Raw genomic sequence first — 13729 nt, 5'->3', positions numbered from 1 at the left:
TCACTGCACCAACGGTGAGTCGGCGCCCTGCAGCGCGATACCACGGATGTCCGCTGCGCCGATCAGGGTTTGCAGGTACTGCACCAGTGCCTTCTGCCACACCCCTTGCTGCAACTGGGTACGAATCGCGACGGCCACCGCTTCATACGGCAGCGGCTGGCCTTCGATACGCTGGTCGACACTGATCACATGCCAGCCGTAACGGCTCTCCAGCGGTTTGGCGGCCAGGCCTGGGGCCAGGGTGAACAGCTGGCGCTCCAGCTCGGGCACGGTCTGGCCTTTGCTCACCTGGCCCAATGAGCCGCCCTGGGCCTTGGACGGGCAGGCCGAGTACTTGAGCGCCAGTTCGGCAAATTGGCCGGGCTGTTCTTCCAGGCTCAGCAGCAGGACTTCGGCCTGGGTGCGCGCCAGGTGGCGCGCCTCGGCGTCGTCCGGCGCGCATTCGAGCAGGATGTGCCGCGCCGCCAGCAACGGCGCGCTGTGAAAGCGCCCACGGTTGTTCTCGAAGTAGCGCACACAGGTCGCCTCGTCGCAGTCGGGCACCGTCACCTCACGCTCCAGCAGCAGGCGCGTGGCGGCTTCTTCTTCGTTCTCGCCGGCGGCGATCTCCACCGCCAGGCCCAGCTCGGCGATCCGCTGTTGCAACAGCTCGCGGATCACCAGCGCGCGGGCGGCCAGGTACACCGCTTCCTCGCGGCTGTCGGCCGGGTGGTACTGCAACTCCAGGGCCATGGCCTCGGGCGTGACCGCCACGCCGTTGACGCTGATGATCGGCCATTCCTGTTCACTGCTGGCGATCAACTCCGGCGCCTTGATCTCCTCGAAAGAAGCCTGGGCCACACCCTCGGCCACCACCGGTTCTTTGGCCGACGAACCGCAACCACCGCTGCCGCCGTTACCGCCACCACATCCGCATCCTGTACTCATGACGTTCTCCTCAGTACTTCTGCCGCACGATTTGATAACGACGCCCCAGGTACCAGATCGGCGCGCTGACCATGTGCACCAAGCGGGTAAACGGGAACAGCACAAACAGGGTCAAGCCCAGCGCCACGTGGGCCTTGTAGATCAGTGACACCGGCGCAATCGACTCGGCCGCTTCCACGGGCCGCAACAGCACCACGTTCTGCGCCCAGTCGGCGAGCATCACCATCACCGAGCCGTCCATATGCCCGGTGGACGCGACGATGGTCAGCAAACCCAGCACCAGCTGCGCCAGCAGCACCAGCAGGATCAGGATGTCCGACGGGCTCGAGGTAGCCCGCACGCGCGGGTCACCCAGGCGGCGCTTGACCAGCATCAGCAAGCCCACCAGGCACAGCAGGCCGAAGAAGCCACCCGAGACCATCGCCAGCAACTGCTTGTTCTCAGTGCTGATCACATGGTGGTAGACCGACGCCGGGGTCAGCAGGCCGACAAAATGCCCGGCCAGCACGAACAGCACGCCGATGTGGAAGAAGTTGCTCGCCACGCGCATGCCCCGGTTGTTGAGCATCTGGCTGGATCCGGCCTTCCAGGTGTACTGCGACAGGTCGAACCGCGCCCAACTGCCCAACAGGCAGATCGCCAGGGCCACATAGGGGTACACCCCGAATACCAGCAAATTCCACTTAGACATTACCCACCTCCCCGGCGGGCGCTGCGGCCCGGCCTTCTTGCTGAAAATCCACCCAGTGCAACGGCACCGCGCTTTCTTCGCGGGCCTTGCCCGGACTGCTCGGCATTGAACTGCAGCGGTCCTGTTGCTCAGCCTGCATAAAGTCCACCGCTTCCTCTTCCCAGATTTTGTCCAGGGCTTCGAGGGAGTCGTCGCGCGGTTCGGCGGCGACCTGGGCGCGCAGTTCGGCCACGGCCTGGTGCGGCTCGGCGCCGGCAATCTGCAACAGCGCACGGAAGCAACCGGCATAGCCGCTCTCACGCTCGTCCAGACGCGCAGCGAGCAAGGCCAACAGGTGCGCCACATCCGCCAGGCCCTCGCGGGCCTCGATGTCTTCGCGGGTGGACAGGAACTCCAGGTACAACGGGATGTAGTCCGGCAGCTCCTTGACGCCAATGGCGAAGCCGGCTTCTTCGTACTGGGCCATCATGTCGACCATGGCCTGGCCGCGGTCGCGGGACTCGCCGTGCACGTGTTCGAACAACAACAGCGACAGCGAACGCCCCCGGCCAAACAGCGCGCCGTAGTGTTCCTGGCCGTCCATCAGGTCATTGGCACAGATCAGTTCCAGCAGCTCAAACAACGCACCGCGCTGCTTGGGGCTGATTTCCCGCGATTCGAGAATCGCCTGTTCCAGTTCGTCGCGGCCGTTCACCAAGGTTTCAGTGGGATAGTCCAGCAGCAACGAAATCACTTTAAGAATGCGCATGGCTCAGTCCTCCCAGATCTGGACGGTTTTCAGCACGTCACGGCGGTTGGCTTTCTTGGCGCCGAACATGTTGGTGTCGGAGCTGCCGCTGCAACCGCTGCCGAAGCTGAAACCACAGCCGGAGCGTTCAGCGAAGGCATCGCTCATGGCGTCTTCACGGTGGGCGCTCGGTACCACGAAGCGGTCTTCGTAGTTGGCAATGGCCAGGTAGCGGTACATCTCTTCCACCTGTTCAACGCTCAGGCCGACGTCTTCGAGCACTTGCAGGTCCTGCACGCCATCGACTTGCTGGGAGCGTTTGTAGGCGCGCATCGCCAACAGGCGCTTGAGTGCACGCTTGACCGGTTTTTCATCGCCGGCGGTGAGCATATTCGCCAGGTAACGCAGCGGAATACGAAGGCTGTCCACATCCGGGATCACCCCGTTCATGCCCACGGTGCCGGCAGCAGCGGCGTTCTGGATCGGTGACAGCGGCGGCACGTACCAGACCATCGGCAAGGTGCGGTATTCCGGGTGCAGCGGCAGCGCCAACTTCCAGTCGACGGCCATTTTGTACACCGGCGAACGCTGGGCCGAGTCGATCACCGACTGCGGCACGCCATCGGCCAGGGCCTGGCGAATCACCGCCGGGTCATTCGGGTCGAGGAAGATTTCCAGTTGCTTCTCGTACAGGTCCTGCTCGTTGGCGGTGCTTGCCACTTCGCTGATGCGGTCGGCGTCGTACAGCAGCACACCGAGGTAGCGAATCCGACCCACGCAGGTTTCGGCGCACACTGTCGGCATACCGGCTTCAATACGCGGGTAGCAGAAGATGCACTTCTCGGACTTGCCGCTCTTCCAATTGAAGTAGATTTTCTTGTACGGGCAACCGCTGATGCACATGCGCCAGCCCCGGCACTTCTCCTGGTCGATCAGCACGATGCCGTCTTCTTCACGTTTATAGATCGCACCGCTCGGGCACGATGCCGCACACGCCGGGTTGAGGCAGTGCTCACACAGGCGCGGCAGGTACATCATGAAGGTGTTTTCGTACTCGCCATAAATGTCGGCCTGGATCTGGTCGAAGTTCTTGTCCTTGCGGCGCTTGGCGAATTCGGTGCCGAGGATTTCCTCCCAGTTCGGGCCCCACTCGATCTTTTCCATGCGCTTGCCGGACACCAGCGAACGCGGGCGTGCGGTCGGCTGGTGCTCGCCCAATGGCGCGGTGTGCAAGTGCTGATAGTCGAAGTCGAACGGCTCGTAGTAGTCGTCCAGGCTTGGCAGGTCGGGGTTGGCGAAGATGTTCGCCAACACGCGGAACTTGCCGCCGATGCGTGGGTTGATCGAGCCGTTGGCGTTGCGCACCCAGCCGCCCTTCCACTTGTCCTGGTTCTCCCACTCCTTGGGGTAGCCGATGCCGGGCTTGGACTCGACGTTGTTGAACCAGGCGTATTCCATGCCTTCACGGCTGGTCCACACGTTTTTGCAGGTGATGGAACAGGTGTGGCAGCCGATGCATTTGTCCAGGTTGAGGACCATGCCGATCTGTGAGCGAATTTTCATCTCAGTTCTCCTCGATGTCAGTCGGCAATGGGCGCGGCAAATCATCACCGCTGGAGCCATCGAGCCAGTCGACCTTGGCCATCTTGCGCACCACGACAAACTCATCGCGGTTGCAACCGACCGTGCCGTAGTAGTTGAAACCGTAGGCCTGCTGGGCATAGCCGCCGATCATGTGGGTCGGCTTGAGCACCACGCGGGTCACCGAGTTATGGTGGCCGCCACGGGTCTTGGTGGTTTCCGAACCCGGCACGTTCACGATGCGTTCCTGGGCGTGGTACATCATCACCATGCCTTCCTTGACGCGCTGGCTGACCACCGCACGAGCGGTCAATGCGCCGTTGACGTTGAAGCATTCGATCCAGTCGTTGTCTTCGATGCCGGCGCGCTTGGCGTCGATTTCCGAGAGCCACACGATCGGTCCGCCACGGCTCAGGGTGAGCATCAGCAGGTTGTCGCTGTAGGTGCTGTGGATGCCCCATTTCTGGTGCGGGGTGATCCAGTTCAGCACGATCTCGGTCTCGCCATTGCTGCGCTTGCCCTTCACGCCTTCGATGGTGCGGGTGTTGACCGGTGGCCGGTAGCTCATCAGTTGCTCGCCGAACGCCTGCATCCACGGGTGATCCTGGTAGAACTGCTGGCGACCGGTGATGGTGCGCCATGGGATGTTTTCATGGACGTTGGTGTAGCCGGCGTTGTAGCTCACGTGCTCGTCTTCCAGGCCTGACCAGGTCGGGCTGGAGATGATCTTGCGCGGCTGCGCCTGGATGTCGCGGAAGCGAATCGCTTCGTGGGCCTTGGAGATCGCCAGGTGGCTGTGGTCGATGCCGGTGAATTCCGACAGCGCGGCCCAGGCTTTCAAAGCGACCTTGCCGTTGGTTTCCGGGGCCAGGGACAGGATCACTTCGGCGGCGTCGATGGCCGTGTCGATTTTCGGCCGGCCGTGGCTGATGCCCGCATCGCTTTCGTGATGGTTCAGCTCGCCGAGGAACTCGACTTCTTCATCGGTGTTCCAGTTGATGCCCTTGCCGCCGTTGCCGAGTTTTTCCAGCATCGGGCCCAGCGACGAGAACTGCTTGTAGATGTTCGGGTAGTCCCGTTCCACCACCGCCATGTTCGGCGCGTTCTTGCCCGGAACCGGCGCCACACCGGCGCTTTTCCAATCGGTGCCGCCAAACGGCTGGGCCAGTTCGCCGACGCTGTCGTGCATCAACGGTACGGTGACCAGGTCTTGCTCCACGCCCAGGTGGCCGACCGACATGGCCGAGAACGCCTTGGCGATGCCCTTGTAGATTTCCCAGTCGGAGCGCGACTCCCACGCCGGGTCGATGGCCGCCGACAACGGGTGAATGAACGGATGCATGTCCGAGGTGTTCATGTCGTCTTTTTCGTACCAGGTGGCAGTCGGCAAGACGATGTCGGAGTACACGCAGGTGGAGGACATGCGGAAGTCGAGGGTGGTCACCAGGTCGAGCTTGCCGATGGCGCCGTCTTCGACCCATTCGGCCTCGGTGGGCTTGCATTCGGTGCTGTGGCCGATGTCTTCGTTCATCACGCCGTTCTTGGTGCCCAACAGGTACTTGAGCATGTACTCATGGCCCTTGCCCGAGGAACCGAGCAGGTTGGAGCGCCAGATAAACATGTTGCGCGGGAAGTTCACCGGACTGTCCGGCTGTTCGCAGGCAAAGCGCAGGCTGCCGTCCTGCCAGGACTTGACCACGTAGTCTTTCGGCGTCATGCCGGCGGCGGCCGCATCACGGCAAATGTGCAGCGGGTTGGTGTTGAGCTGTGGCGCACTCGGCAACCAGCCGGCGCGTTCGGCGCGGATGTTGTAGTCCAGGGCGTGTTCCGGGAACTGCGACTTGTCGGCCAGGGGCGAGAGCACGTCGTGCATGCTCATCTTCTCGTGGCGCCATTGCGAGCTGTGGCCGTAGAAGAAGCTGGTGCCGTTCATCTGGCGTGGCGGGCGGTTCCAGTCGAGGCCGAAGGCCAGGGGCAGCCAGCCGCATTGCGGGCGCAGTTTTTCCTGGCCGACGTAGTGGGCCCAGCCGCCGCCGGTCTGGCCGACGCAACCGCAGAGCATGAGCATATTGATCAGCCCGCGGTAGTTCATGTCCATGTGGTACCAGTGGTTCATCGCCGCGCCGACGATGATCATCGAACGGCCCTTGGTCTTGTCGGCGTTGTCGGCGAACTCACGGGCGATCTGGATGGCTTTCTCGCGGCTGACGCCGGTAATCGCTTCCTGCCACGCCGGGGTGCCCGGTACGCTGGCGTCGTCGTAGTCCTTGGCCACGTTCTGGCCGCCCAGGCCACGGTCGATGGCCAGGTTGGCGGCGGACAAGTCAAACACCGTCGCCACTTTGGCCACGCTGCCGTCGGCCAGGGTCACGCTGTGCACCGGCACGCGGCGGAACTGCACGGCATCGCCGGCCACGTGCTGGAAGTGCTCGTGGGCTTCGCCGGCAAAATACGGGAACGCCACTTCGGCGACGTCGTCACCGATCAGGCTGAGTTTCAGGTCGATGGCACGGCCTTCACCGCCCTCCTTCGCAAGGATGTTCCATTTGCCCTTCTCGCCCCAGCGGTAGCCGATGGACCCTTGTGGCGAGACCAGTTCACCGCTCTCGTCGAGGGCGATGGTTTTCCATTCCGGGTTGTTGTCCTGGCCGAGGTTGCCGGTGAGGTCCGAGGCACGCAGGAAGCGGTCAGGCTGGAAGCCGGCGCCGGGCGCGAACCCGGTCATCGGCTTGAGCATCACCAGCACCGGCAAGTCGGTAAAGCGCTTGGCGTAGTCGGTGAAGTAGGCGCTCGGTTTATCCAGGTGAAATTCCTTGAAGATCACATGGTTGAAGGCCTGGGCCAACGCGGCGTCGGTGCCCTGCTTGGGGTTGAGCCACAGGTCGGTGAGCTTGGCCACTTCCGAATAGTCCGGGGTGATGGCCACGGTCTTGGTGCCCTTGTAGCGCACCTCGGTGAAGAAGTGCGCGTCCGGGGTGCGGGTCTGCGGAACGTTGGAACCCCAGGCGATGATGTAGTTGGAGTTGTACCAGTCGGCCGATTCCGGCACGTCGGTCTGCTCGCCCCACACCATCGGCGAGGCCGGTGGCAGGTCGCAGTACCAATCGTAGAAGCTCAGGCACACGCCGCCGATCAGCGACAGGTAACGCGAACCCGCCGCGTAGCTGACCATCGACATGGCCGGGATCGGCGAGAAGCCGACGATGCGGTCCGGGCCGTATTGCTTGATGGTGTAGACGTTGGAGGCGGCGATGATCTCGTTGACCTCCTCCCAGTTCGAGCGAATGAAACCGCCCATGCCGCGTTTGCTCTTGTAGGAGTCGGCCTTGACCTTGTCCTCGACGATGCTCGCCCACGCCTCGACCGGCGACAGGGTCTGGCGCGCGTCACGCCACAGTTTGAGCAGCGGCTTGCGGATCTTCGGGTACTTGAGGCGGTTGGCGCTGTAGATGTACCAGCTGTAGCTGGCACCCCGTGGGCAGCCGCGCGGCTCATGGTTGGGCAAGTCGTTGCGGGTGCGCGGGTAGTCGGTCTGCTGGGTTTCCCAGGTGATCAGGCCGTTCTTCACGTAGATCTTCCACGAGCACGAGCCGGTGCAGTTCACGCCGTGGGTGGAGCGCACGATCTTGTCGTACTGCCAGCGCGAGCGGTAGACGTTTTCCCAGTCGCGGGACTCCTTGCGGGTCTCGCCGTGACCGTCGGAGAATTCGTTTTGCTTGCGGTTGAAGAACCGCAGTTGATCCAATAAGTGACTCATGATGCTTTCCTCATCAGGCGTGCCGTGGGGTGCGTTGCCCCGCGAATTCGTGGTCGATCAGCAGGGTGTGGCGCAGCCTTTGCGGGCGTACCACCACCAGGTCACGACGATGCAGCTCAGGTAGAAACCGACAAACATGTAGAAGGCCATCGCCGGGCTGCCGGTGGCGGCCATGGACGTGCCGAAGGACTTGGGAATGAAGAACGCACCGAAGGCGCCCATGGCCGAGCTGAAGCCCAGCACGGCGGCGGATTCCTTGCCGGCATCCTTGATCGCCTGCTCGCGCTCGGCGGCGGATTTACCGGCACTGGCCTTCTCGTGCTGGGTGCGGAAGATCACCGGGATCATGCGGAAGGTGGAGCCGTTGCCGACGCCGGTGGTGATGAACAGCAGCATGAACATGCCGAGGAAGCCGTAGAAGCTGCCGCCCTGCCCGTTCACCGGCAAAAAGTGCAGCACGCCGAACACCATCACGATCATCAGCACGAAGTTCCACAAGGTCACCCGTGCACCGCCCATTTTGTCCGCCAGCCAGCCGCCGAGTGGGCGCACCAGGGCACCGACCAGTGGGCCGAGGAAGGCGAATTTCAGTGCCACCACGTCGGGGAACGAGGTCTTGATCAGCAGCGGGAACGCCGCCGAAAAGCCGATGAATGAGCCGAAGGTCGCCAGGTACAACCAGCACATCAGCCAGTTGTGCTTGCGCTTGAAGATCACCGCCTGCTCGCTGAACGAAGCGCGGGCGCTGGACAGGTCATTCATGCCGAACCAGGCCGCCACGGTGACGGTGAGGATAAACGGCACCCAGATAAAACCGGCGTTCTGCAGCCACAGTTGACTGCCATCCGGCAAGGTTTGCGGTTGACCGCCCACCAGGCCGAACACGCCGAACGTGATCACCAGCGGCACGCAGAACTGCATCACCGACACCCCCAGGTTGCCGAGGCCGGCGTTCAGGCCCAGGGCCGTGCCTTGCTGCGACTTGGGATAGAAGAAGCTGATGTTGGACATGCTCGAGGCGAAGTTGCCGCCGCCGAAACCGCACAGCAGCGCGATCAGTACAAACACGCTGTAGGGGGTGTTGGGGTCTTGCACCGCAAAGCCCATCCACAGCGACGGCAGCAGCAGCGACGCGGTGCTCAGGGCGGTCCAGCGGCGGCCGCCGAAGATCGGCACCATGAACGAGTAGAACACCCGCAAGGTGGCGCCGGACAAGCCCGGCAACGCTGCCAGCCAGAACAGCTGGTCGGTGGTGAACGTAAAGCCGATGGCGTTCAGGCGCACGATCACCGTGCTCCACACCATCCACACGGCGAAGGCCAGCAACAGCGCAGGGATCGAGATCCACAGGTTGCGGGTCGCGGTCTTCTTGCCGCTGGCGCCCCAGAACGCAGGGTCTTCAGGGCGCCAGTCGTGGATCACCGGCCCCGAGCCGGGCTTTTGCGCGATGGACATGTTCATTCTCCTTGGAGAGGTTGGGCGGTTTTGCCCAACAGCGGTTGCTTGCGCATTTCGCCGAAGTACATCCAGGTCAGGGACACCCAGACCACGCCGTACATCAACATGAAGCAGGACGAGCGCACGCCGGTGAGGTCCACCAGGGCGCCAAACAGGATCGGCAGCACAAAGCCGCCCAGGCCACCGGCCAGGCCGACGATGCCGGACACCGCGCCCATGTTCTGTGGGTAGTCATTGGCGATGTACTTGAACACCGAGGCCTTGCCGAACGCGAAGGCGATGCCCATCACGAACAGCAGCACGGTGAACAGGGTGGCGTTGAGGCCGATGTGGAAATCCAGGGGACCGTTGACGGTCTGCACCTGCAATTGGGTCTGCGGGTAGCTGAGCAGGAACAGGCAGATCCAGCTCACCCACAGCACCCACCAGGTCACGCTCTGGGCGCCCCAGCGGTCGGACATCCAGCCGCCCACCGCACGCAGCACGCCGCCCGGCAGGGAGAAACACGCGGCCAGCAACGCGGCGCTTTGCAGGCTGAAGCCGTATTCCTGCACGTAGTACTTGGTCATCCACAGCGCCAGGGCCACATAGCCGCCGAACACAATCGAGTAGTACTGGCAGTAGCGCCACACGGCCGGGTCTTTCAGGCACAGCAACTGCTGGCGCAGGGTGGCGCCGCCGGCACTGCGGTGCGCCTTGTTCTCGCTGGTAAGGAACCAGAACAGCAGCGCGGTGATAAACAGGATCGCGCCGAACACCTTGGGCACCAGGTGCCAGGTGCCGAGGGCGATCAGCGCCGGGGCCAGAAACTTGGTGACGGCGGCGCCCGCGTTGCCGGCGCCGAACACGCCCATGGCAAAGCCCTGGTTCTCTTTGTCGAACCACTTGGCGACATAGGCGATGCCCACCGAAAACGAACCGCCGGCCAGGCCGACGAACAGGCCCAGCACCAGGAACTGCCAATAAGCAGTGGCGTAGGTGATCAGGTACAGCGGCAGCACACAGGCGAGCATCAACAGGAAGAACACGATGCGCCCGCCGAAGCGGTCAGTCAGCAGGCCCAGGGGCAAGCGCACCAGGGAACCGGTCAACACCGGCGTGGCGGCCAACAGGCCGAACTGGGTTTCGTTGAGTTGCAACAGCTCTTTGATGGGTACGCCCAACACGGCGAACATCATCCACACCATAAAGCAGACGGTGAAGGCCAGGGTGCTCATGCCCAGCACCAGGCCCTGTCTCATACGGGGTTGAGTCACGGTATGCGCTCCAGAAAGTGATTTCATGGGCGCAGGTTAGGGGCGGCACCCCCGTGGAACTTGACCCAGATCAACGTCCGCCTGGGGGGTATGGGGCTATGCTGGCCCCACATACCTCTAAGGAGGTAGTCCCAATAACAAGATAAAGTCTTTATTTATCAATGGATTGGTCTCTTGTGCCGGTATTTTCCCGTGGGAGGGTTGGCCGGCAATTCTTTAGAGGTAGTGCGCCAGGGATTGCGGTTTTTCAGCCCTTTTCCCTTTGCAGGTTCCGCCATGCAGGCTTCCAACCCCCTTCACTTACGCCACCATGTTTAACTGGCTGCGCAGCTCCCTGCCCGCTCGCGCCGGGCTGGCGGTGATCCTGATCGCCATCCTCGCCCTCGCCAGTTCCTTGAGCGCCGGCTTGATCGCCTGGTTCAGCCAGGGCGACGCGGCCGCCATCAACACCGCCGGTTCGGTGCGCATGGAGACCTACCACCTCAGCTGGAAACTCGCCGCCGGTGCCCCGGCCGACGAGATCGACACCATCATCCACAGCCTGCAAGGGCGCCTCGACAGCCAATCGCTCAAGGCGGTGCTCGAAGACGGCCCGCGCAGCGCCCTGCTCCAGAGCTACCAACAGATCCAGCAGCGCTGGAACGATGACCTGCACCCGGCCCTGGCTCGTGGCGACGCGGCGCTGTTCCAGGCCAGTGCGCCGGGTTTTGTCGATCAACTCAACCAGTTCGTCAGCCTGTTGCAGCAACAGAGCGAACAGAAACAAGGCTGGCAGCAGGGTATCCAGGGGCTGGCACTGTTCAGCACGCTGATCATCCTGCTGATCGGCCTGTATGAATTGCAGTACGGCGTGGTCAACCCCCTGGAAGAACTGGTGCACGCGACCCGGCGCTTTCGTGACGGCGACTTCAAGACCCGGGTCAACCACCGCTCCGAAGACGAGTTGGGGCAACTGGCCCTGAGCTTCAACGCCATGGCCGAGACCATTGAACAATCCCACAGCACCCTGGAGAGCCAGGTGCGGCAGAAAACCCTCAACCTGCAACAAGCCAACGCCGCCCTCGAACTGCTCTACCAGAGCAGCCGCAGCCTGGCCACGCGCCTGGCGAATGCCGAGGGCCTGGATGAATTGATCCGGCGCTTCCAGAAACGCCTGCCGGGGCTGCGCCTGTCGCTGTGCCTGCAAGGGCACTTTCTCGCGCCGGCCCAGCAGATGCTATCGCTGCATGGTGGGGATAGCCGCAACGTCTGCGCCATCGGTGATTGCGCGACGTGCCAGAAGCACAAAGTGGCGCTCCCGCAGGTGTTCAGCATCAGCAACCAGGGCTCGGAACTGGGCGAACTCAAGGCCCACTTCGACGATGGCCATCCCCCCCAGGATTGGGAAAAACAACTGATCCAGGCCCTGGCCAACCTGATCGGCACCTCGCTGTCGCTCAAGCGCCAGCGTGAACAGGACCACCGCCTGCTGCTGCTCGACGAACGCACCATCATCGCCCGCGAACTGCACGATTCCCTGGCCCAGGCGCTGTCGTACATGAAGCTGCAAGTCAGCCGCATGCAAACCCTGATCCGCCGTGGCGAACCGGTGGAGACCCTGGCCACCGTCACGGCCGAACTGCGCGAGGGGCTGAACAACGCCTACCGCCAACTGCGCGAATTGCTCACCACGTTCCGCCTGCAAATCCACGATGCCGGGCTGGTGCACGAACTGCAGGACACCGCCGAGGAGTTCTCGCGGCGTGGCGAATTCCAAGTGCACCTGCATGTGGACGCCCTGGCCTTCCAGCTGTCGGCCAGTGAACAGATCCACATGTTGCAAATCACCCGCGAGGCGCTGTCCAACTGCCTGCGCCATGCCCATGCGCAAAACGCCTGGCTGCAACTGCGCCAAGAGGGCGAGACCGTGAGCCTGAGCATCGAAGACGACGGCCGTGGCTTTTGCGAAGAGGTCGACAGACGTGAACACCACGGCCTGACCATCATGGACGAGCGCGCCCGCAGCCTGCACGGCCACCTCGACATCAGCCCCCGCGAGCCCCAAGGCACGCGGGTGCAACTGCGCTTTCACCCGGAATTTCTCGGGCAACCCCTACAAGGCACCCACGCATGAACACAGCCACTCGCCACCGTATCCTGCTGGTCGACGACCACCCGATGATGCGCCACGGCATGCGCCAGATGCTTGAACTGGAAGACGACCTGCACGTGGTCGGCGAAGCCGGCAACGGCCAGGAAGCCCTGGACCAGATCGACGCGCTGCAACCGGACCTGGTGCTGCTGGACAACAACATGCCGCACATGAACGGCCTCGAAACCCTGCGCCGCCTGCGGGCCATGAACTATGGCGGCAAGGTGTTGCTGTTTACCGTGTCCGACGCTGAAGACGATATTCGTGATGCGTTGCGGCTGGATGCCAATGGCTATCTGCTCAAGGACATGGAGCCGGAACTGGTGGTGACGTACATCCGCGATGCGTTGCATGGCGCGCTGGTGATCAGCCCCGGGTTGACGCGGGTGCTGGCCCAGGCGCTGCGCTCGCCACAACCCCATGCGGCGGTGGAGTTGACCGAGCGGGAACGGCAGGTGCTGAGGACGATTGCCAGTGGGTACAGCAACAAGGTGATCGGGCATAAGTTGGGGATTACCGAAGGGACGGTGAAGGTGCATGTGAAGAATTTGCTGCATAAGCTGGGGTTGCGGTCGCGGGTGGAGGCGGCGGTTTGGGCGATGGAGCATTTGCGGCAGGCGGGGTGAGGTTTTTGGGGGGATTGAGTACATATCCGTTATTTAGGTAACGGCGGCTTAGGGTTCCGCCCTTACGGCGGGTCACTTTTGGAAAAGAGCCCCAAAAGTAACCAAAAGGGCTCTTGCCCCAACACTCGGCACCTCGCTTAGGCTCGGTGTGCCCTCACTCCGGCTTGAATCCGTGGGCCGCCGTCATGGGCCATCCCTGGCCCAGGACGGCTAACCCGGCGTCCTGCCGGGTTACCCACGGATTCAAGCCTGCGTTCGGCCAGCGTGTTTGACGGGGCGCCCAGGATCAAGATCAAAAGCCAGAGCAAAAGCAGAGCAAAAGCAGAGCAAAAGCAGACCGAGGCCCATCTGATATATGGAGATCCAAATGTGGGAGGGGGCTTGAACTGGTCAAGTAATCTTGGACACTGATTAAGGTTCACGCCGCCAACCTTTCCTTCACGACCGGCGACCGGTAGTCGTTGTAGCTATGAGGCCTGGTGATGTTGTAGCGCGAGACATAGCGCTGCACGTCTGCTCGGGCCTCATGTTCCAGTTTGTAGCCCGTTTCAGGCACCCACTCTGATTTCAAGCTG

The 13729-nt window shown here is 62.8% G+C and carries 9 protein-coding genes; 2 read left to right on the top strand and 7 right to left on the bottom strand.

Going from position 1 to position 13729, the window contains the following annotated elements:
- The 7 genes from FBY10_RS19180 to FBY10_RS19150 are packed head-to-tail and all read right to left on the bottom strand — an operon-like array spanning nucleotide 1 to nucleotide 10382.
- The gene (locus FBY10_RS19180) at nucleotides 1–927 is read right to left on the bottom strand and encodes a peptidylprolyl isomerase (RefSeq protein WP_131699966.1); all 927 of its coding nucleotides are present in this window, start codon (nucleotides 925–927) and stop codon (nucleotides 1–3) included.
- A gap of 10 nt (nucleotides 928–937) precedes the next feature.
- Complete coding sequence (gene narI, locus FBY10_RS19175; protein ID WP_131699965.1) at nucleotides 938–1618, bottom strand: respiratory nitrate reductase subunit gamma; 681 nt, start codon at nucleotides 1616–1618, stop codon at nucleotides 938–940.
- Complete coding sequence (gene narJ, locus FBY10_RS19170) at nucleotides 1611–2366, bottom strand: nitrate reductase molybdenum cofactor assembly chaperone (RefSeq protein WP_145338837.1); 756 nt, start codon at nucleotides 2364–2366, stop codon at nucleotides 1611–1613. The genes narI and narJ overlap by 8 nt, the downstream gene beginning before the upstream one ends.
- Before the next feature lie 3 nt (nucleotides 2367–2369).
- Complete coding sequence (narH, locus tag FBY10_RS19165; protein ID WP_027607174.1) at nucleotides 2370–3908, bottom strand: nitrate reductase subunit beta; 1539 nt, start codon at nucleotides 3906–3908, stop codon at nucleotides 2370–2372.
- A 1-nt stretch (nucleotide 3909) separates the two neighbouring features.
- On the bottom strand, nucleotides 3910–7683 hold the full coding sequence (locus tag FBY10_RS19160; protein WP_090403144.1) for a nitrate reductase subunit alpha: 3774 nt from the start codon (nucleotides 7681–7683) through the stop codon (nucleotides 3910–3912).
- A 57-nt stretch (nucleotides 7684–7740) separates the two neighbouring features.
- Entirely contained in the window at nucleotides 7741–9138 is a 1398-nt protein-coding gene (locus FBY10_RS19155) for a NarK family nitrate/nitrite MFS transporter (RefSeq protein WP_145338838.1), read from the bottom strand.
- 2 nt (nucleotides 9139–9140) lie between these two features.
- The gene (locus FBY10_RS19150) at nucleotides 9141–10382 is read right to left on the bottom strand and encodes a nitrate/nitrite transporter (protein WP_205885947.1); all 1242 of its coding nucleotides are present in this window, start codon (nucleotides 10380–10382) and stop codon (nucleotides 9141–9143) included.
- A 325-nt stretch (nucleotides 10383–10707) separates the two neighbouring features.
- Here FBY10_RS19150 and FBY10_RS19145 point away from each other — a divergent pair, with 325 nt between their 5' ends.
- Together FBY10_RS19145 and narL are read left to right on the top strand one after the other, a co-directional pair.
- The gene (locus FBY10_RS19145; protein WP_145338840.1) at nucleotides 10708–12510 is read left to right on the top strand and encodes a HAMP domain-containing protein; all 1803 of its coding nucleotides are present in this window, start codon (nucleotides 10708–10710) and stop codon (nucleotides 12508–12510) included.
- Complete coding sequence (narL, locus tag FBY10_RS19140) at nucleotides 12507–13154, top strand: two-component system response regulator NarL (RefSeq protein ID WP_145338841.1); 648 nt, start codon at nucleotides 12507–12509, stop codon at nucleotides 13152–13154. Before FBY10_RS19145 ends, narL begins: the two co-directional genes overlap by 4 nt.
- Nucleotides 13155–13729: the final 575 nt, after the last annotated feature.

Origin of the sequence: Pseudomonas sp. SJZ103 (assembly GCF_007828335.1) — a bacterium.
In the GTDB taxonomy this organism is placed as follows: Bacteria; Pseudomonadota; Gammaproteobacteria; order Pseudomonadales; family Pseudomonadaceae; genus Aquipseudomonas.
This window is presented reverse-complemented; position numbering and strand designations above follow the sequence as displayed.